The organism is Nocardia amikacinitolerans (assembly GCF_900215415.1).
Lineage (GTDB): Bacteria > Actinomycetota > Actinomycetes > Mycobacteriales > Mycobacteriaceae > Nocardia > Nocardia amikacinitolerans.
In genome coordinates this window covers 784459-802592 of record NZ_OBEG01000001.1, presented here as the reverse complement: position 1 = coordinate 802592, position 18134 = coordinate 784459, and the positions used below count along the sequence as shown (strand labels likewise).

Genomic DNA, 18134 nt, shown 5'->3' with positions numbered 1-18134 from the left:
GGGCGGAGCTCGGCGCTTGGCCTCAGGTCAGCGCGGTAACCTACCCACATGGACGTGGACTCGTCTACGGTCGGAGTCGAGGAGGAATTCCTCCTCGCCGATCCGCGCACGGGAGCGCCTACCGCCAAGAACGACGCGGTAGCCCGGACCGCCGAGGACCTCGGGCTCGACCTTCAGCTCGAGCTGACCCGCTGTCAGATCGAGACGAACACCGGCGTCCACACCCGCACCGGCGACCTCGCCCAACAGCTGCGCGATCTGCGTCGCGGCGTCGCCTCCTGCGCCGAGATGAACGACGCCCGCCTGCTCGCCGTGGCGATCCCGCCGACGGTCCCGCTGCACTACCCCGTCACCGACACCCCGCGCTATCGCCGCATCGCCGACGGTTTCGGGATGCTCGCCCACGAACAGGGGCTGTGCGGCTGCCATGTGCACGTGGCCGTACCCGATCGCGAGACCGCCGTTCAGGTGAGCAACTACCTGCGGCCGTGGCTGCCGCTGTTTCTCGCGCTGACCGCCAATTCGGCGATCTATCGCGGCGTGGAGACCGGATACAAGAGCTGGCGCAACATCTTGTGGCGGCGCTGGCCGAGCGCGGGACCGCCGCCCTACTTCCGTTGCGCGGACGACTACGACGATCTGGTCGCGATGATGCTGTCCAGCGGCATCATGCTCGACGAGAAGATGGTCTATTGGGACGTGCGCCGGTCGATCAGCTATCCGACCGTCGAGATCCGGGTCAGCGATGTGCCCGCGACGGTGGCCGAGACCACCCTGCTCGCCACGCTGGTGCGCGCGACGGTGATCATGGCGCGTCAGTCGCTGGACGAGGGCAGGACGGCCCAACCCGTCGCCGCGGAGATGCTGCGCGCGGCCTATTGGAAAGCGGCGCGAAGCGGGATCGACGGGGACGCGGTCGCGCCGATGGACGGCCGCGTGCTGCCCGCCCGCGACCTGCTCGGCGAACTGGTGGAACACGTCGAGCCCGCACTGAAGGAACTCGGTGATCGCGAGTTCGTCGCCGACACCATCGCTGCGGTGCTCGAGCGCGGCAACGGCGCGACGCGTCAGCTGCGCGCCTTCCGCGCGGGCGGTGACGTCGCCGCGGTGGTCGCCGAACTGTCCGAGGCCACCCTGGAGGGCTGTGCGCTGCCCGAGGAGCCGCCGCTCGGTTTCGGCGAGGCGGGCGCGGGTAGCCCGCTCAGGTAGCTGATCGTCGGCGAAAGGAGCCGGTGATGGGTGCCGGAAAAGCCAAGGGCGCCGAGGAATTCGTCCCCGCGGGCGCGGATCTGGACACGCTGCGCGCGGCCTCGTGCGGGTGTCACGGCTGCGAGCTGTACCACGACGCGACGCAGACCGTGTTCGGTGAGGGGCCCGCTGACGCGTCCGTCTTCGTGGTCGGCGAACAGCCGGGCGACCGCGAGGACATCGAGGGGCACCCCTTCGTCGGTCCCGCTGGCCGGTTGCTGGACAAGGCGCTCGAGGAAGTCGGCATCGACCGCGACACCGTCTACGTGACCAACGCGGTCAAGCACTTCAAATTCGAGGAGCGCGGCAAACGCCGGATCCACAAGACGCCGGGACGCACCGAGGTGGTCGCCTGCACGCCCTGGCTGACCGCCGAACTGGACGCGATACACCCGGAGCTCGTCGTGTGCCTCGGCGCGGTCGCCGCCAAGGCGGTGCTCGGCCCCTCGTTCAAGGTGAGCGAGGAGCGGGGGAACGTGGTCTTCTCCGACGACTACCGGGTGGTCGCCACCGTGCATCCCTCGGCGGTCCTGCGCGCACCCGACCGCGACGCGGCCTACAAGGGATTCGTCGAGGATCTGCGCGCGGTGCGCGCCGCGATGGACGCGGGCTGAGCCCGGCACGCTGGCGACCGACTCCGCTGACCGGTCATCGATGGGGCGATCGCCGGTGGCCCGCACACCCGGCGATCGTCCGCCGCTCGTCTCAGACGTGGTCGACGATCTTTCGGTGACCCGCCTGGTGCGCGCAGTGCGCGCAGCAATAGATCCGCTCGCCCGCCTGCACCCCGTGGCCGAGAATCCGGCACGAGCAGTGCTCGCAGGTCGGCGCCAGCGCGCTGACCGCGCATTCGAAGCTGTCGAATGTCGCCGTGGAGCCGTTTCTGGTGACCGTGAACGTCTTCTCGTAGTCGTTGCCGCAGGTATCGCAAACCGGCATCGAACTCGCCTCCTTTGGTGTCGTGGTTCCGGCGTGATCTGCTGGCGCGGTACCCGAGGTTGCCCCGGCGAAACCGCCGAACCTGGTAGGAAGGGTTGGTGAGCCCAGACGATTCCGATGCGGACAAAGTGATCGAACTGGCGGGCAAGGTCTTCGACCTGGCGCGGCACGGCGACGCCGACGCGCTGGCCGCTTACGTCGACGCCGGAGTACCCGCGGACCTCACCAACGACAACGGCGACACGCTCGTCATGCTCGCCGCCTACCACGGCCACCGCGACGCGGTCGCGACGCTGCTGGTGCGCGGCGCCGACCCCAACCGGGCCAACGACAAGGGCCAGACGCCGCTGGCGGGCGCGGTGTTCAAGGGCGAGGACGAGATCGTCCGCCTGCTCGTCGCCGCGGGCGCCGACCCGGACGCGGGCACACCGTCGGCACGCGACGCGGCCACCATGTTCGGCAAGACGGAGCTGCTCGACGCGCTGAACTGAGCCGGGCGGAATTTCCGCGGCCGACCCCGGGTTGGCCGTGGTGCGACCGCGACCGGACAGGATCGAGATGAGTGATTTCAACACACAGGTGATCGAGGAATTCCGCGCCAACGGCGGCCGCGTCGGCGGCATGTTCGAGGGCAGGACCAACATGGTTCTCATCACCACCACCGGGGCAAGGACCGGACGGCAGGTCACCAACCCGCTGGTCTACCTGCCCGACGGTGACCGGATGGTGCTCGTCGCGTCCAACGGCGGCGCCGACCGGCACCCCGCCTGGTACCACAATCTGCGCGCGAAACCGGAGCTCACCGTCGAGGTCGGCACCGAGAAGTTCAGCGCCACAGCGGAATTCGTGACCGGCACGGAACGCGACGAACTCTACGACCGGATGGTCGAGCTGATGCCCGCCTTCGGCGACTACCGAGCCAAGACCAGCCGCGTGATCCCGGTGGTCGCGGTCCAGCGTGGCGACGGCTGACTCAGCCGCGCCGCCGCACCTCCGTCATCGCCTTGCGGGCCGCGACGAGCACCGGATCCCACACGGGTGAGAACGGCGGCGCGTAGCCGAGGTCAAGGGCGGTCATCTGCTCGACCGTCATCCGGGCGGTGAGCGCGACCGCGGCGATGTCGACCCGCTTGCCCGCGCCCTCGCGGCCGACGATCTGGGTACCGAGCAACCGTCCGGTGCGCCGTTCGGCCAGCATCTTCACGGTCATGGGCGCTGGCTCGGGGTAATAGCCCGCGCGGCTGGTGGATTCGATCGTGACGGTCACGTACTGCAAGCCCGCCGCGTGCGCGTCCTTCTCGCGCAGGCCGGTCCTGGCCACCTCGAGATCGCAGACCTTGCTCACTGCGGTGCCGACCACGCCGGGGAAGGTCGCGTATCCCCCGCCGATGTTCGCGCCGATGATCTGGCCGTGCTTGTTGGCGTGGGTGCCCAGCGCGATGTGCCGCAGCCGGCCGGAGACCAGATCGAGCACCTCTACGCAGTCGCCGCCCGCCCAGATTTTCTCGTGGCCGTGCACCCGCATGGACAGGTCGGTCAGCAGGCCGCCGTATTCGCCGAGGGGCAGACCCGCGGCGCGAGCCAGCGCGGTTTCGGGGCGCACGCCGATGCCGAGCACCACCACGTCGGCCGGATACTCCCCTTCGGCGGTGGCGACGGCGCGGACCCGGCCGCTGTCGTCGATGCGGATCTCGGTGACCTCCGCATCGCTGACGATCTCGATTCCCAAGCCGCACATGGCCGTTCGGACCAGCGCGCCCATGTCCGGATCGAGCGTCGACATCGGCTCTGCGCCGCGATCGAGGACCGTCACCCGGTAGCCGCGATTGATCAGCGCCTCGGCCATCTCCACGCCGATGTAGCCGGCCCCCACGACGACGGCCCGCTTGCCCTCCGTCGCGACGAGCGTATCGATGAGCGCCTGCCCGTCGTCGAGGGTCTGCACGCCGTGCACGCCCGCGGCGTCGATGCCGGGCAGCGCGGGCCGGATCGGGCGCGCGCCGGTCGCGATCACCAGCTGGTCGTAACCGGTCCACGATTCGGCGCCGGATTCGAGGTCGCGGCTGCGTACGCGGCGTCCGGCCACGTCGATCTCGAGCACCTCGGTGCGAAGGCGCAGATCGATGTCGCGTGCGCGATGTTCCTCGGCGGTGCGCGCGATCAGCGAATCGCGTTCGGCGACAAGGCCGCCGACCCAGTACGGAATCCCGCACGCGGAATAGGAAGTGGAGCGGCCGCGCTCGAACACGACGATCTCCAGCTCCTGCGGACCGGCCATGCGGCGGGCCTGCGAGGCCGCCGACATGCCCGTCGCGTCGGCGCCGATGACAACGAGACGTTCGCTCATGACGGTCACGCTACGTGGCGAACCGTCGCGGGCGCGCTAGGTGTCGGCACGCTTGCGGGTCGGATTCGGGTGCGATAAATTGCCCGTCGCTGGGGGCGGGGTCGTCCGCGCGAGGCCGCCGCCGGGGGGTCGTCGCGGGTCGTCCGGATTCGCCCGGACGAAACAGGGGTGGTGACGATGGGTAGCGCGCGAGAACTGCTCGCGGGGGTGGGAATTCCGCTGCTGGTGTTCGCGGCCGTGGCGTTCGTGCTGGCCGCGAGCTGGCGAATCGCGAATCCGCCGGGCACCGACCCCGGGCGCTGGGACCGCAAACTCACCGACCTCGGCCTGGTACTCGCCGCGGTCGGCATCGTTGCCTCGGTGGCCGGGTTGGTTCCGGTGCGCTCCCCCGGCGACGGAGGCCCGAGCAGTTCGTGCTCGGCCCGCGCCGCGACGCTCGGCTGGGAGCATCGGTCGACGGATGCCTGCGCGCACGCCGAGGGTCGCGACGGCGACCGCTGAAACGTGTTACGCCGGGTTGTCCGTTTGCGCTGTGATCCACCCGGCTTTACCGCACACTGAGCTTCTGGCAAACGCTGTATGAGGGCAGCGTTTTCACTTCGGGAGCGATCATGACCGAAACCACGTCCGAGGACGAACGCAGGCTCGCCGAACTCGGTTACAAACAGGATCTGGCGCGATCCTGGTCCGGATTCTCCAACTTCGCCATCAGTTTCACCATCGTCTCCATTCTCACCGGCGGATTGGCCAGCTACGGCATCGGATTGGCGAACGGCGGCCCGATCACCATGGCGTGGGGCTGGCCGCTGGTGTCACTCATGGTGTTGTTCGTCGGCCTCGCCATGGCCGAATTGGCTTCCGCCTACCCGACTTCCGGCGGCCTCTACTGGTGGGCCGCGGAATTGGGCGGTCCGGTGTGGGGCTGGTTCACCGGCTGGTTCAATCTCATCGGCCAGATCGCGGTGACCGCCGCCATCGATTACGGCGCGGCGATTTTCACCACGGTGGTGCTGAACGTGATCGGCATCGATATCGGCACCGACCGCACGGCCATCTTCGGAGTCTTCGCGGTGATCCTGGTGCTGCACGCGGTGTTGAACGCGATCGGCCCGCATCTGTCGGCGGTCATCAACAACATCTCGGCGTGGTGGCACGTTGGTGGCGTGGCGATCTTCGTGCTCGTGCTCGGTTTCGGCGCGAAGAACCATCAGAGCGTCGGATTCGTGTTCACCGAGACCGTGGACAACAGCGCGGTCGGCTTCGGCGGCGTGGCGTTCAGTTTCCTGCTCGGTCTGCTGCACGCGCAGTACACATTCACCGGTTACGACGCGTCCGCGCACATGTCGGAGGAAACCCACGACGCGGCCCGCTCGGCGGCCAAGGGCATCATCAACACGATTCTCGTCTCCGCGGTCGCGGGCTACCTGCTCATCATGGCCGTCACCTTCGCCATTCCGAATCTCGACGACGCGCTGGATCCCGAGAAGAACAGCGGTTATCCGGTGATCTACATCCTGGAGAATTCGCTCGACTCGTTCTGGTCGGGGCTGCTGCTGATCATCGCGGCGGTCGCGCAGTTGTTCTGCGGATACGCCTCGGTGACCTCCGCATCCCGGATGCTGTTCGCGTTCTCCCGCGACGGCGCGGTGCCCGGTTCGGCCTATTGGGCGAGGCTGTCGGCGAAGAAGGTGCCGGTGCACGCGGTGCTGTTCATTTCGTTCTTCGCCTTCGTGTTGCTGATTCCGTCGATGCTGGTGCCCGCCGCGAACGCGCCGACGGCCTACGCGGCGGCGACGTCGGTCGCCACGATCGGTCTCTATATCGCCTACGGAATCCCGATCCTGCTGCGGCAGCTGCACGGTTCGCGTTTCCAGACCGGCCCGTGGCAGCTCGGGAAATGGTATCGGCCGATCGGGATCGTCGCGCTGGCGTGGATCGCGGTGATCAGCGTGTTGTTCGTGCTGCCCACCGACGACCGCGGCTATCCGTGGAACAGCGAATTCACTTGGACCACGGTGAATTACGCTCCGCTGACGCTGATCGGGGTGGTCGGTGCTATCGCGATCTGGTGGTTCGCTTCGGCCCGGCGCTGGTTCACCGGGCCCAAGCGCACGGTCGGCGAGCCCACCGATCCGAGCGGTGACGAGACGCCGGTCAGGGCCTGACACGCGGTGGTGGCGCGGTTTCGCACCGTGCCACCGTTGCCGATCGTTAACGGCAGGGTGAGCGAACTTTCCGCAGCGCCTAAAAACGTGTAAAAGTTTGTGGCTAGGCGTATTTCGGATATCGACGGGGGTGCGTCGGCGGCGCGGCGCGGCTAGTTTGGTTGCGTGAGTTACGAGTACGTCGTCGTACCCGCGGGGGTCGTCGCATCGGCGGTGGAAGTGCCGTCCTATTTCCGATCGCAGCAGGGGCGGCCCGTCGACGACGATCTACGGATCGTGGTGCTCGCCGGGTTGGCGGCGTGGAACGCGGCACTCCCGGCCTCGCGGCCGCACGCCGCCGTGCGGATCGAGGCGGCGGGCGACGCGGTGCGGGTCACGGCCGCCGACGATTTGGATCGGCGCCGGACCAGGGGCTCGGCGGTGGATTACGCGGCGGGGCCGGTGCGGCAGCTGCTCGAGGACCTGATCACCGGCTTCGACTACGAGCTCTACGACGGGCGGCAGCGCACCCTCACCCCTGCCCCGGGATTTCGGGTCGTCGACGTCGATATCGGTGGTGAGCGCAGCTACCGATCGATGACGAAAAGCCAACTGCTGTCCTGGATTACCAACCTCGCCCAGCTCGCGGCCACACCGTTTCTGATCGTCAGCCGCCCCGACGATCGGGAGACCTTCATTCAGACCTATCGCGACGGGTCGATGGCCTACACGCTGGAAATCCACGACAGCGCGCACACCGACCATTTCTTCGCGGCGGCGTTCTCGGATTCCGGCCTCGTCGCGCGGTTGATCTGGGAGTGGGCCAACGACGACTGGTCGACGCTGGACCGGGTGGAATGGATTCGCGAAGAAAAATAGCCCGGAATCAGGAGTGGCCGGGCAGCACGCAGGCGGTGTCCAGGCCGAGCACGTGATTCAGCCGACCGAACGCCAGCCAGGAACCGATGCTCATGCTGAGCTCCACGATCTCGGTCTGGCTGTAGTGCGCCTTCATCCGTGCCCAGAATTCCTCGTCCAGGTTGTGGTGGTCGGTGGCGTAGCGTTCGGCGTATTCGGCTGCGAGCCTGGTGCGTTCGTCGAAGGCGTCGGTGGTGCGCCACGCGGTCACCGCGTCGGCGAACTCCTCCTCGACCTTCACGCCGTCGCGCTCGGTGCGCCAATCCAGGCAGAACACACAGCCGTTGATCTGGGCGATGCGCAGCCGGGCGGCCTCGAACTCGCGCAGGCCGAGCGTGCTGTGTTCGTACACCGCGAGCGAGAAGCCGGACGCGGCGATCCCGATGCCGGGGACCATCTCGCCCCACACGTAGCCGATGGGATCCTTGCCCTGGGGAACGTCGACGATCATGGGTTCTTCCTTCCGAGTTTGCCGACCGCTGGGCGCAGCGGGACGTCGAGTGCGTCGTAGAGTCCTGGCTCGGCGGCCACCAGCCAGTCGATCGCGCCGACCAACCTGCCCACCGCCGTGGCGTTGCCGCCCGCGGAGCGATTGCCGCCCTCGTCGGTGGCCTCGACCGTCACCTCGATGCGCGGGCGGCCCTCGATGATCACCCGGTGCGCGCCGTCACCGTCGGGCGGTGTCGGCCAGTCCGGCGCGCACGAGGCGTGGATGCGGGTGACGTGCTCGACGACGATGCGCGGTTCCCCGTCGACGATGCCCTGCACCGCGAAACGCACCGCGCCCTGGGTGCCTTCGGCGAACTCGCCCATCTTCGCCGTCCGCACAGTGGTCTCCAGCGCGCGCCGGTCCAGGGTCTCGCGGATCTCGTCGAGTTCAACCCCGAGCGCGCGGGCCATCAGCCGAACCTGCCCGCCCCACACCATGGTCGGCACCGTCGGGGCGAGCATCGGCGGTTGGTAGTCCATCGGCTGGCCCATGCCGACCAGGTAGCGCACCGAGTCGGGCTGGTCGTAGGTGGTGTAGTCGAAGATCTCCTGGCAGCGCACCACGTCCACGGTGCTCGCGAGGCCGCTGATCAGCAGCGGCAGCACATCGTTGCCCCAGCCGGGATCGACGCCGGACACGAACAGCGAACCGCCGCCCTCGTCGATGGCGGCGAGCACGGGTTCGCGCAATTCCGTTGGCGCGCTTCGCGGGTCGTAGAGCGCGTAGAGCGCCGGAGTGACCACGACCGCGCCCGCGCGGATGGCGCGCACGATGTCGGCGAGGGCTTCGGCGGGACGGATGTCGCCCGAGGCGGCGTAGACGACGGCGCGCGGACGAGCCGCGAGGATCGCGTCGATGTCGTCGGTGGCCGCGATGCCCAGCTCGCGGTCGAGTTCGGCGAGCGCGCCCGCGTCGCGCCCGACCTTGGCGGGATCGTGGACGAGCACGCCGGTGAGATCCAGCGCCGGATGGGCATCGACGGCACGGATGGCGGCACGGCCGACATTGCCGGTGCCCCAGACGATCGTGGGGATCATCGCGCGAGCGTAGCAAGCGCTTGGTTCGGTGTCCGGGGGTTGACGAGATCGCCCTCACTTCGGTGGGCGGGATCGGGTCTCGTAGGGTAACGTGAGCGCTAGTCGCCGCCCCGTGGGCGCGCATTCGCCGTTCGGCATCTTCGAATCGAAGAGAAATTAGCTGTAACCCTGGGTTACATGTAACTGTAAGTTACACATATTTCGACCCTTCCCGCGCACCCGAAATCCCTTTCGGAGCGGGCAAAGAACTCATCTTCGTAACAGTCCTGCGCGGGATGCCTGATCTGCCCCGTATTGGACCGCCGACGGCCCGCGCGACTAGTACGGTATAGCCCGCCGCGAGGCGCAGACGTAGGACGAGCATCCGGCGGGAAGGCGGGACGCCAGCATATGAACGAGCCGTATTCGAAGTGGCATGCCCAGAATTCGGCCCCCGACCTCCCTCTCGCCGCGCTCTACAAGTCCGCCGACCCGATCCGCTGGAACGGCAGCATGGTCTATCCGATGTACACCGAGCAGTTCGGGCGTACCACCACGCTGCTCAGCATGACGCTGCTGTCCGCGGCGCCGCCCGCCGGACTACGCGGGCACGGAATCGGTCTCTCGGTGGTCGGTGGCTACATCGACCTCGAAGGACGCCGGCTCGCGGGCATCGACGTGTGGAGCGACGCGCTCGCCCGCGGCACCACCGTCACCCTCACGCCCACCGGCCCCGACGCGCTGTTCACGCTCACGCCCGTCTGGGTGGATCAGTCCGGCGTGCAGCGCTCGTGGATGGGCAACTACGGCATCCTCATCGAGGACACGCCGGACGGCCGGATCGCGCTGTGGTGCAGCGTCGGCGAGGGTCCGCCGAACTTCGCCAACCTGGTCGTCGGTCTCGGCACCGCGGCCGCTCCCGTTGTCGCTACCCCGAAAGAACCTGTGGCAGAAACGATTACGAACACCGAAGCGCCGACCGCCGCGACGCCGAGCTCGCCGCCGTACCCCAACGGCGCGCCGGCCGGATACGCCGCGACGTCGTCTCCCGCAGGCGCCGCCCCGAGGAGCGCCACAACCGCTGCGGCGCAGGCGTATTCGCCGACGGCCGCGCCGGAAGCGGGAACGGACGCGTCCGCCGAACAGAATGGTGGATGGTCGACCGGGGCCGATACCGTCGCGCCTTCGGTCGGTGAACTCGGCGAACAGCGGCCCGTCGAACGCGGCGCGGAGACCGGATATCGCGGCGCGCTCTACGATCTCGGCGTCGCCATGTTCGGCCGCGGCGAAGAAGAGCAGGCCTGCGGACTGTGGGCGCAGGCGGCCTCGGCCGGGCACCCCGGCGCCGGATACGACCTAGGCGTCGTGTTGTTCCGGCGCGGTGATCTCGCGGGCGCCGAGGGCTGGTGGCGCATGGCCGCCGAACTACGCGACCTGCGCGCGATGGCCGGGCTCGCCGAACTCCTCGACCGGCGCGGTGATCACGCGGAAGCGCGAATGTGGCGCGCACGCGCCGCCGACGAGCGGGCCGCCGAAGCGGGCCAGCCCGTCGGGCCCTACTGAACCGCTTCGAGTTCCTCCCGCACCCGCGTCAGCGCGAAACCGAGCGGGTTGGCTCCGTGCCAGCGCGTCGGTTCGATCAGGTCCGGATGATCGGCGCTGGGCACGCCATTCGATTCCTCGCGGCCGGGCCGCGAAAAAGAAGTGGCACCGGGTCCGGGTGGATCGCTAGGTTGGCGGCCATGGGAGGTCCAGGCATCAACGGAGCGTGCGCGGTGGGCGCGTACTTCATTCGGCTGCGCGCGGAGGCCTGGGCCTAGCCAGCGCACCGCTCCGGCATCACTTCGATCCGGCTTCTTCGGCGCCGAGCCGAGCCCGCTCTTTCGGGCTGAGCACGCGCCGCCCGACGACCGCGTCCGCGGTCCGTCGACTGTGCCCTGGCATGGGTCCGGGCGAATCACCTTTCCTGATTCGGCCACTCCGTTCGGAGGACACCCATGTCCCGCAATCATTTCCTGCCGCGCGCCCACGACGCGCGTGGCCATTCCGGCGTCGGTCCGCGCAAGCGGCTGAGCCAGAACTTCCTCGTCGACACGGGCACCGCCCGACTGCTGGTGCACGCGTCGGGCGTCGGCCCGGAGGACCTCGTGCTAGAGATCGGCCCCGGCGCGGGGATGCTGACGCGTCAGCTGGCCGCCGCGGCCGGTCGCGTGCTGGCCTACGAGATCGACCCGCGCTACGCGGCGCTGCTGCGCAAGCGCTACGCGGGCGACGCGACGGTCCGCTGCTTCCATGCGGACTTCCGGTCGGTGACACCGCCGCGCGAGCCGTTCGCGGTCGTCGCCAACATCCCGTACGCCAGCACCACCGACATCGTCCGCTGGTGCCTCGCCGCGCGGCATATGACCTCGGCGACCCTGCTGACCCAATGGGAGTTCGCCCGCAAGCACTCCGGCGACTACGGCCGCTGGAGCAAGCTGGCCGTCACACACTGGCCGACCACCGAGTTCGCGATGGGTCCGCGCGTCGACCGCACCCGCTTCCGTCCCGTCCCGCGGGTCGACTCGGCGGTGCTGCACCTGCGCAACCGGTCGCGGCCGCTGCTCGCGAAGGAGGCCCTGCGCGGCTACCGGCGCTTGGTGGAACTGGGCTTCTCCGGCGTCGGCGGGTCGCTGGCGGCATCCCTGGCGTCGGAGTTTCCGGCCCGTCGGGTGCGTGCGGCGTGCCGAAGCGCGGGCGTGCCCGCCGACCAACCGGTGGGAACCGTGGACCCGGATCGCTGGATCGCGCTCTACAAATCGCTGTCCTGACGCGGGCTATGCCGTCGAGCGGCTCGCAGAGGCTTGCAGGTCGCTCGAGGTACCACGCGGTCGGTTTTCTGGGAAGGGCCGCCCGACCAAGTCGATCTCGTTCCAGAATGCGCGAATCAGCGCCCCGCCCCGGCGTTAGTATGCGCACATGGCGCACCCCGCTACACCTGTACCGGGGGCGACGGTCGCAACGGGCTCGTCGCCCGCCGCGGCCGGGCGCGGTACCGGGGTCGCGGAGGTGGTCGCGCGGTTCGAGGAAGCGTGGCGGGACGCGCCGACACCGCCGGACCTGCCCGCCTTCCTGCCCGACTCCCCCGCCATCCGCCGGGTGTCGTTGATCGAGCTGATCAAGGTCGACCTCGTCAACAGGTGGTCGCGCAACACCGAACCCAAGCGACTCGCCGAATACGTCGAGGAACTACCCGAGCTGAGCACCTGGCCGTTGCCGCCGGATCTCATCTACGAGGAGTTCCACGTGCGAAGGCAGGCGGGCGGCTCGGTGCAGGTCGGCGAGTACACCGCCGCGTATCCCGCACAGGCCCAAGAGCTTTCGGAGATGCTGGCGACCGACGACTACCACAGCACCATGCTGACCGCGGCCACCGAACCGGTCCGCCTCGACGATGTCGACGTCGGCCAGCGCATCGACGACTTCGACCTGATGACCAGCCTCGGCCGCGGCGCCTTCGCCCGGGTGTTCCTGGCCAGGCAGCGGTCCATGCAGCGGTTGGTCGCGGTGAAGATCTCGCACGACAAGGGCGCCGAGCCGCAGACGCTGGCCCAGCTCGACCACGAGTACATCGTTCGGGTCTTCGACCAGCGCGTACTACCGGACCGCCACCTGCGCCTGCTGTACATGCAGTACGTGCCGGGCGGCACGCTGTTCTCGGTGCTGGAGCGGGTGCGCGCGACGCCGCCCGGCGAGCGCAGCGGAGCGCTGCTGCTCGAGGTCGTCGACGCGGTGCTGGCGGACAAGGGCGAGATCACGCCGGTCGAGTCATCGGTGCGCACCGAGCTGGCCACCCTGTCGTGGCCGGAGACCATCGCCTGGCTCGGCCGCCGACTGGCCGAAGCGCTCGACTACGCGGGCCGGCGGGGCGTGCTGCACCGCGACATCAAACCCGCCAACGTTCTGCTCACCGCGGAAGGCATCCCGAAGCTCGCCGACTTCAACATCAGCTTCAGCGGCAACGTGTCCGGCGCGAGCCCGGTGGCCTATTTCGGCGGTTCGCTGGCGTACATGTCACCGGAGCAGCTGGCGGCGGTGCATCCCGACAAGCAGGCCACTGCCGCCGATCTCGACACCCGCAGCGACCTGTACTCGCTCGCCGTTGTGCTGTGGGAGCTGCTGACCGGGCACAAACCGTTCCACGACGACGCGGTGACCGGCGGCGACCGCACCACTCTGGACGGCATGCTGGATCGCCGCGCGGCGGGCTCGGACGCGCTGCCCTACGAGGACCTGCCGCCGGATTGCCCCGCCGCGCTGCGCCGCGCGCTGGTGCGCGCCCTCGAACCCGATCCCGACCGGCGCTGGGCGTCCGGTGCGGAAATGGCCCAGCAACTGGGCGTCTGCCTGGACGCCCGCGCCCGCGACCTGGTCGATCCGCCTCCCGGCAGCTGGCGGTCGCGTGCCTGGCAGCTGATGATTCCGGTCATGGCGGGCGCGATCGGCGTCCCCAACTGGTTCGCCATCTGGTACAGCTACCAGCACAACCGGACGCTGATCATCGACAAACTGGACGAGAACGCCCAGGACCAGTTCCGCCAGATCGCGCTGAACGCCTACGGTTTGTGCTTCCTGATCGGCTTCATCGTCACCAACGTGCTCATCGCCGATCTGTTGCCGATCGCCTTCGGACTGCAAAGAGGACGCGAGTACGACGCCGCTCGGCTCGCCAAAGCGCGTTCGGACACTTTGCAACTCGCCCTGCGCAACGTGCTGACCTGCTTCGGGCTGTGGGTGTTGTCCGGCATCGTCGTCCCGGTGACGGTCCAGGCCTCGGGCAGTCAGCTCAGCGCGGAGGCCTACCTGCACTTCTTCATCACCCAGATCGTGTGCGGCGCCATCGCGATGGCCTACCCGTACTTCCTGGTCAGCTTCTACGCGGTGCGCGGCTTGTATCCGAGGTTCCTGCCGCACGGCGGACTCGGCATCGCGGACGCCACCCAGCTCGAGCAACTGGACCGGCGCAGCACGTACTTCCTCGCCATCGCCGCCGCGGTGCCGCTGCTCGGCGTCGCGGGCGCGACCTTCATTCCCGCCGAGGACATTCCGTCGGTCATCGTGGCGCTGCGGGTGCTGTGTGTCGGCAGCGCCGCGGCCTTCGTCGGCGTGTACTGGTTGTTCCGCATGCTGGAGAAGGATCTGGCCGCGCTGGAGCGCATCGTCGCGCGGTGATCAGCCGGGCCGGACGAGTGCGCGCTTGACGATCTTGCCCGTCGCGTTGCGGGGCAGCGCCTCGAGGAACGTCACGTCGCGCGGCACCGAGAAGCGGCTGAGCCGGTGCCGGATGTAATCGCGCACCATTTCGCGATCCATTCGGGAACCGTCCCTGGTGACCACGAACGCCGCGAGCCGCTGCCCGAATTCGCGGTCCGGCACGCCGATCACGGCGACCTCGCTGACCTGCGGTAAGCGCAGCAGCGCCTCCTCGACCGGGCGCGGGAAGACGTTCTCGCCGCCGGAGATGATCATCTCGTCGTCGCGGCCCGCGACGTACAGCAGGCCGTCGGCATCGACGTAGCCGAGATCGCCGGTGTCGAGCATGTCGCCCGCTTCGGTGGGCGGCGCGGCATCGGTGTAGCCGTCGAAGAGCATGTGGTTGTTGACGAAGATGCGGCCGGTCACCCCGCGCGGCACCGGACGCAGATCCGGGTCGAGTACCGCGACCTTCGTACCGAGCGGTGGGCGGCCCGCGGTGGTCGGCGCTGCGCGCAGGTCGGCGGGATCGGCGATCGTGGCCCAGGACACCTCGGTGGAGCCGTAGACGTTGTAGAGAACGTCACCGAAGTCGTCCATGAACCGCAGCACCGCCGAACCATCCAGTGGCGCACCGCAGCTGGCGACGATCCGCAGGCTGGAGGTGTCGTAGCGGGCGCGCACGTGCGCGGGCAGGTCGAGGATCCGGTTCACCATCACCGGGACCACGACCATCGCGCTGACCCGGTACTGCTCGATCAGGCGCAGACATTCCTCGGCGTCGAAACGTTCGGTGAGCAGCACGCTCGCCCGGATCGGCGTGCTGATCTGCAAGGCGGCCAGACCCCAGGTGTGAAACAGCGGCGCGGGCAGCAGCATCGTCTCGTCCATCCGGAACGGGATGCGCGAGAGCAGGGCGGCGACGGTGCCGAAACCCTTGGGCTGCGGTCGTCGTGCGCTCTTCGGTGTGCCGCTGGTGCCGGAGGTCAGCACGATCAGGCGGCCGGGTTGGGCGGGTCTGGTGAAGGGCGGAGTGTCCCAGGCGACCAGATCGTCGACCGTCGCCGGACCGCCCTGGTACGGGTCGGAGGTGGAGTAGCGCGGCAGCTCAGGCGATATCGAGCGCAGCAGCGGCTCGAACTCGTCGTCGCGGAATACCGCGGCCAGCTCGTGCTTCTCGATCACCTCCCGAATCTGGCGCGCGGAAAGCCCCGTGTTCAGCAGCAAGGCGTCGACGCCGACCTTGCCCGCGGCGACCATGCACTCCACCATCGCGGCGCTGTTGCGCGAGAGCACCCCGATCGCGCTGCCCTCCCCCATGCCCAGCGCCACCAGCGCACCGGCCAGCCGATGGGTGCGGCTGTGCACTTCGGCGAAACTGTAGGTGGTGCGGGCGTCGATGAGCGCGGGCCGCTGCGGGGTGTACGCCGCGGCGGCCGCGTAGCCGCCCGCCAGGGTGAAGCCCCATTTGGCCAGTCCGCCCAGCTGTTTCAGCCCGCGGTCGGGGCGGTAGCTGCGCACCACTCCCGTGCTGACCAGCTGGCGCGCGACGCCGATCTGCAACCGTGCCGGGGAATCCTCGCCGTTGACCAGCACCGAGGTCGGCGCACCGCGCACCGCGTCGGCGATCCGGTCCAATCCGGCGCTCGTCCAGGCGATCACCGCCGATTTGTCGAACGCGGCGATGCTCGGATGCACCCGCCCGAGACCGACGTAGGTCACGGTCACTCTGGTGCGTTCTTTGTTGCCGCGCAAGCGAACCGAGGCGAATCCGCCCGCGCCCGGACATTGGAATTCGAGAATTTCGCGTTCCCGCGCGACAACCAGATGAATGGGCGGTACCGTGATCTCGGTGTCGGGCCCACCGGCGCGAACTATCAGAATGGTTTGCGTTTCTGATGTTTCGGCGCGCTCACAGGATCCGACCCCCTGGAACATTCGCGCGTAGGTCTGCGTCTCGGTGAGCAGATCCCACAGTGCCGTGCGGTCGACTGCGTACTCGGCATCTACGGTGATGACATCGGTAACCAACTGTGTGCATTTCTGTCCGGCCCACCCGTGTGCGCGGGTCGGCGTGATCACGTATTTGTACCGACAGGTAACAGTTAGGTCAAGGCCCGGTCGATTCCGCCGGACGCGCCGGTGACTTTCCGGTCAAACGTCCAATTATGGGAATCCGTCCCGCATTCCGTGCGGACCTGCACAATGTGATCGAGAAAAGCCTTCGCGGCCCACTGCGGTCGAGGGGGCCGCACGACGGGAGAATAGATGACCGCCAGAGCCCACCTGGAGCACGAATTGGGTGGACCGTTCGCGGCCCTCGATCTGCTCACCGAGCCGGAGATCGACGAACTCGCCGCGACGGTCGACGCCGCGCTGCGCACCGAGACCGCAACCCTCGCCGACTCCGTGGACGCGGTGATCGGCGCGCTGCCGTGGCCGCTGCGGACGGCGGCGAAGAAGATCATGTTCGGAAACCGGCTCGGCTGATGACCGACCTGGTCACCAGGGCTCAGCTCGTCCTGCTCGCCCGCACGCTGCACGTCCCCGCCGAACGTCTCGCGCACCTCGAAAAGCTGGGCGCCGCAAGGCTGCACGAACTGCAACAACGCATCGCACGCCGGGTCTTCGACGAGCACACGGCCACCTTCCGCCGCGTCGGCATGCTGGTTCCGGTGATCCCGCTGAGCATTTCGCTACCGCTTGTCCAGCGCATGGTGCCGCCGATGATGGCGGGCCGCGCCGCGGGCGCGGTGGGCGTCGAGCATCCGAAGAAGGCCGCCGAGGCGCTCGGCATGCTGGACGTCTCCTACGCCGCCGACTGCGCGCCGTACCTGGATCCGCGCACGGTCGGCGAACTTGCCGATGTCGCACCGCCGGGGCCGGTCGTCGCGATCACCAACGAGCTGCTGCGCCGGGGCGACTACGTCACCGCGGGTCCGTTCCTCGCCTACGCCACGCCCGCGCTCATCCGTGCGGTCGAGGCGGGCGTGCACGACGACGAGGGCATGATCCGCTCGGCAGCCTACGCGTACTCGAGCGCGAGCATCAGCGCCGTCATCCGGCAGATGTTGCACGGTCCTGCGCAACGCATCCCGCGCCTTGCCGCGACCCTGCTGTCCGGTTCCGCGGAGCTGCGGCTGACGGCGCTCTCGGTCTTCGCGCGCTGCGACGAGGACGTGATCGCCGCGCTTGGCGACATCCTCATCGATGTCGGAACCGTCGAGCAGAACGGTGACCTCGTCCGGGTCGCGGTCGAGGCGGGCGCGATCCGCGAATTGCTCACGCTGGTCGGGCATCTCGGCCCTTCGGCGCTGGACACGCTGGCCGCCAATCCGGTGACCGCCGACCACGGCGTCATGTCGGCGCTGGTGGCGGCGACCGCTGAACGGCCGGAGCCGGCGACACTGCGCGGACTGGTGAATCTGCTGGAGCGCGCCGACACCGAGAGGACGCGTCGGTGGGGCAGGCGACTGTTCGAGTCGGCGGTGCTCGGAGAGTTGCCCGCGCTCGTCACCGAGGCCCGGCTGTGGCCCGCGCTGCTGCGGATACTGGCCGAGATCGACGGTGAAACACAGACCCGCCTCGGCGAGGAGTGGGCGAAACTGCCTCTCGCGGACCGCGAGACCCTCGAACGGCGGGTCAGCGAACTGCGCCTGGACACCCGCCTCGCCACGCTGACGGTCACCATGAACATCTACGGCTGACGCCGTCCCACACAACACCGCGCCGTGCGCATCCCATGAGGGACACGCACGGCACGGTATCGAAATCCCGCACGTCGCTGTGCGGGATCCCGC

The 18134-nt window shown here is 68.8% G+C and carries 18 protein-coding genes; 12 read left to right on the top strand and 6 right to left on the bottom strand.

Translation table 11 applies throughout. The annotated features are described in order from the left end of the window. Positions 1-48: 48 nt before the first annotated feature. Both CRP45_RS03765 and CRP45_RS03760 read left to right on the top strand, forming a co-directional pair. On the top strand, positions 49-1209 hold the full coding sequence (locus tag CRP45_RS03765; RefSeq protein ID WP_097243780.1) for a glutamate--cysteine ligase 2: 1161 nt from the start codon (positions 49-51) through the stop codon (positions 1207-1209). Positions 1210-1235: 26 nt separating this feature from the next. Beyond that, positions 1236-1862 (top strand): UdgX family uracil-DNA binding protein, encoded by a 627-nt coding sequence (locus CRP45_RS03760; protein WP_067778296.1) that lies wholly within the window; start codon positions 1236-1238, stop codon positions 1860-1862. A 91-nt stretch (positions 1863-1953) separates the two neighbouring features. Here the strand turns inward: CRP45_RS03760 and CRP45_RS03755 are convergent, their stop codons facing one another. Next, the gene (locus CRP45_RS03755) at positions 1954-2187 is read right to left on the bottom strand and encodes a hypothetical protein (RefSeq protein ID WP_067777974.1); all 234 of its coding nucleotides are present in this window, start codon (positions 2185-2187) and stop codon (positions 1954-1956) included. Between the two features lie 95 nt (positions 2188-2282). On the opposite strand from CRP45_RS03755, the gene CRP45_RS03750 reads away from it, so the two are divergent. After that, positions 2283-2678: an ankyrin repeat domain-containing protein gene (locus CRP45_RS03750; protein ID WP_218841069.1), complete on the top strand. Its 396-nt coding sequence runs from the start codon at positions 2283-2285 to the stop codon at positions 2676-2678. Between the two features lie 67 nt (positions 2679-2745). After that, positions 2746-3159 carry a nitroreductase family deazaflavin-dependent oxidoreductase gene (locus CRP45_RS03745; RefSeq protein WP_097243778.1) on the top strand — a complete coding sequence of 138 codons (414 nt, stop codon included), beginning with the start codon at positions 2746-2748 and terminating at the stop codon, positions 3157-3159. 1 nt (position 3160) lies between these two features. Here the strand turns inward: CRP45_RS03745 and CRP45_RS03740 are convergent, their stop codons facing one another. Beyond that, positions 3161-4534, bottom strand: coding sequence for an FAD-dependent oxidoreductase (locus tag CRP45_RS03740; RefSeq protein ID WP_097243777.1), 1374 nt, complete (start codon positions 4532-4534; stop codon positions 3161-3163). Between the two features lie 177 nt (positions 4535-4711). Between CRP45_RS03740 and CRP45_RS03735 the strand changes: the two genes are divergently transcribed. The 3 genes from CRP45_RS03735 to CRP45_RS03725 all read left to right on the top strand — a co-directional run bounded on the left by CRP45_RS03735 (position 4712) and on the right by CRP45_RS03725 (position 7557). Next, a complete protein-coding gene (locus CRP45_RS03735; protein WP_097243776.1) occupies positions 4712-5035 on the top strand; it encodes a hypothetical protein in 324 nt (107 codons plus the stop codon). Between the two features lie 110 nt (positions 5036-5145). Further along, positions 5146-6699: an amino acid permease gene (locus CRP45_RS03730; protein ID WP_097243775.1), complete on the top strand. Its 1554-nt coding sequence runs from the start codon at positions 5146-5148 to the stop codon at positions 6697-6699. A gap of 165 nt (positions 6700-6864) precedes the next feature. Further along, entirely contained in the window at positions 6865-7557 is a 693-nt protein-coding gene (locus CRP45_RS03725; protein WP_097243774.1) for a hypothetical protein, read from the top strand. A 7-nt stretch (positions 7558-7564) separates the two neighbouring features. On the opposite strand, the gene CRP45_RS03720 is transcribed toward CRP45_RS03725, so the two are convergent. Together CRP45_RS03720 and CRP45_RS03715 are read right to left on the bottom strand one after the other, a co-directional pair. Beyond that, positions 7565-8047 (bottom strand): carboxymuconolactone decarboxylase family protein, encoded by a 483-nt coding sequence (locus tag CRP45_RS03720; RefSeq protein ID WP_067777980.1) that lies wholly within the window; start codon positions 8045-8047, stop codon positions 7565-7567. Then, the gene (locus CRP45_RS03715) at positions 8044-9123 is read right to left on the bottom strand and encodes an NAD(P)H-dependent amine dehydrogenase family protein (RefSeq protein WP_097243773.1); all 1080 of its coding nucleotides are present in this window, start codon (positions 9121-9123) and stop codon (positions 8044-8046) included. Before CRP45_RS03715 ends, CRP45_RS03720 begins: the two co-directional genes overlap by 4 nt. Before the next feature lie 390 nt (positions 9124-9513). On the opposite strand from CRP45_RS03715, the gene CRP45_RS03710 reads away from it, so the two are divergent. Continuing rightward, positions 9514-10665 carry an SEL1-like repeat protein gene (locus CRP45_RS03710; RefSeq protein ID WP_097243772.1) on the top strand — a complete coding sequence of 384 codons (1152 nt, stop codon included), beginning with the start codon at positions 9514-9516 and terminating at the stop codon, positions 10663-10665. Here the strand turns inward: CRP45_RS03710 and CRP45_RS34170 are convergent. Then, the gene (locus CRP45_RS34170) at positions 10659-10769 is read right to left on the bottom strand and encodes an NADAR family protein (protein ID WP_143861317.1); all 111 of its coding nucleotides are present in this window, start codon (positions 10767-10769) and stop codon (positions 10659-10661) included. The genes CRP45_RS03710 and CRP45_RS34170 overlap by 7 nt on opposite strands. Positions 10770-11099: 330 nt before the next feature. Here CRP45_RS34170 and erm point away from each other — a divergent pair, with 330 nt between their 5' ends. Together erm and CRP45_RS03700 are read left to right on the top strand one after the other, a co-directional pair. Next, positions 11100-11912 (top strand): 23S ribosomal RNA methyltransferase Erm, encoded by an 813-nt coding sequence (erm, locus tag CRP45_RS03705; RefSeq protein ID WP_097243771.1) that lies wholly within the window; start codon positions 11100-11102, stop codon positions 11910-11912. Between the two features lie 148 nt (positions 11913-12060). Next, entirely contained in the window at positions 12061-14313 is a 2253-nt protein-coding gene (locus CRP45_RS03700; RefSeq protein ID WP_097243770.1) for a serine/threonine-protein kinase, read from the top strand. On the opposite strand, the gene CRP45_RS03695 is transcribed toward CRP45_RS03700, so the two are convergent. Continuing rightward, a complete protein-coding gene (locus CRP45_RS03695; protein WP_425436910.1) occupies positions 14314-16365 on the bottom strand; it encodes an AMP-binding protein in 2052 nt (683 codons plus the stop codon). Positions 16366-16602: 237 nt separating this feature from the next. Here CRP45_RS03695 and CRP45_RS03690 point away from each other — a divergent pair, with 237 nt between their 5' ends. After that, complete coding sequence (locus tag CRP45_RS03690) at positions 16603-16824, top strand: hypothetical protein (RefSeq protein ID WP_097243769.1); 222 nt, start codon at positions 16603-16605, stop codon at positions 16822-16824. Next, positions 16824-18041, top strand: coding sequence for a hypothetical protein (locus CRP45_RS03685; RefSeq protein ID WP_097243768.1), 1218 nt, complete (start codon positions 16824-16826; stop codon positions 18039-18041). Before CRP45_RS03690 ends, CRP45_RS03685 begins: the two co-directional genes overlap by 1 nt. Positions 18042-18134 lie beyond the last annotated feature (93 nt).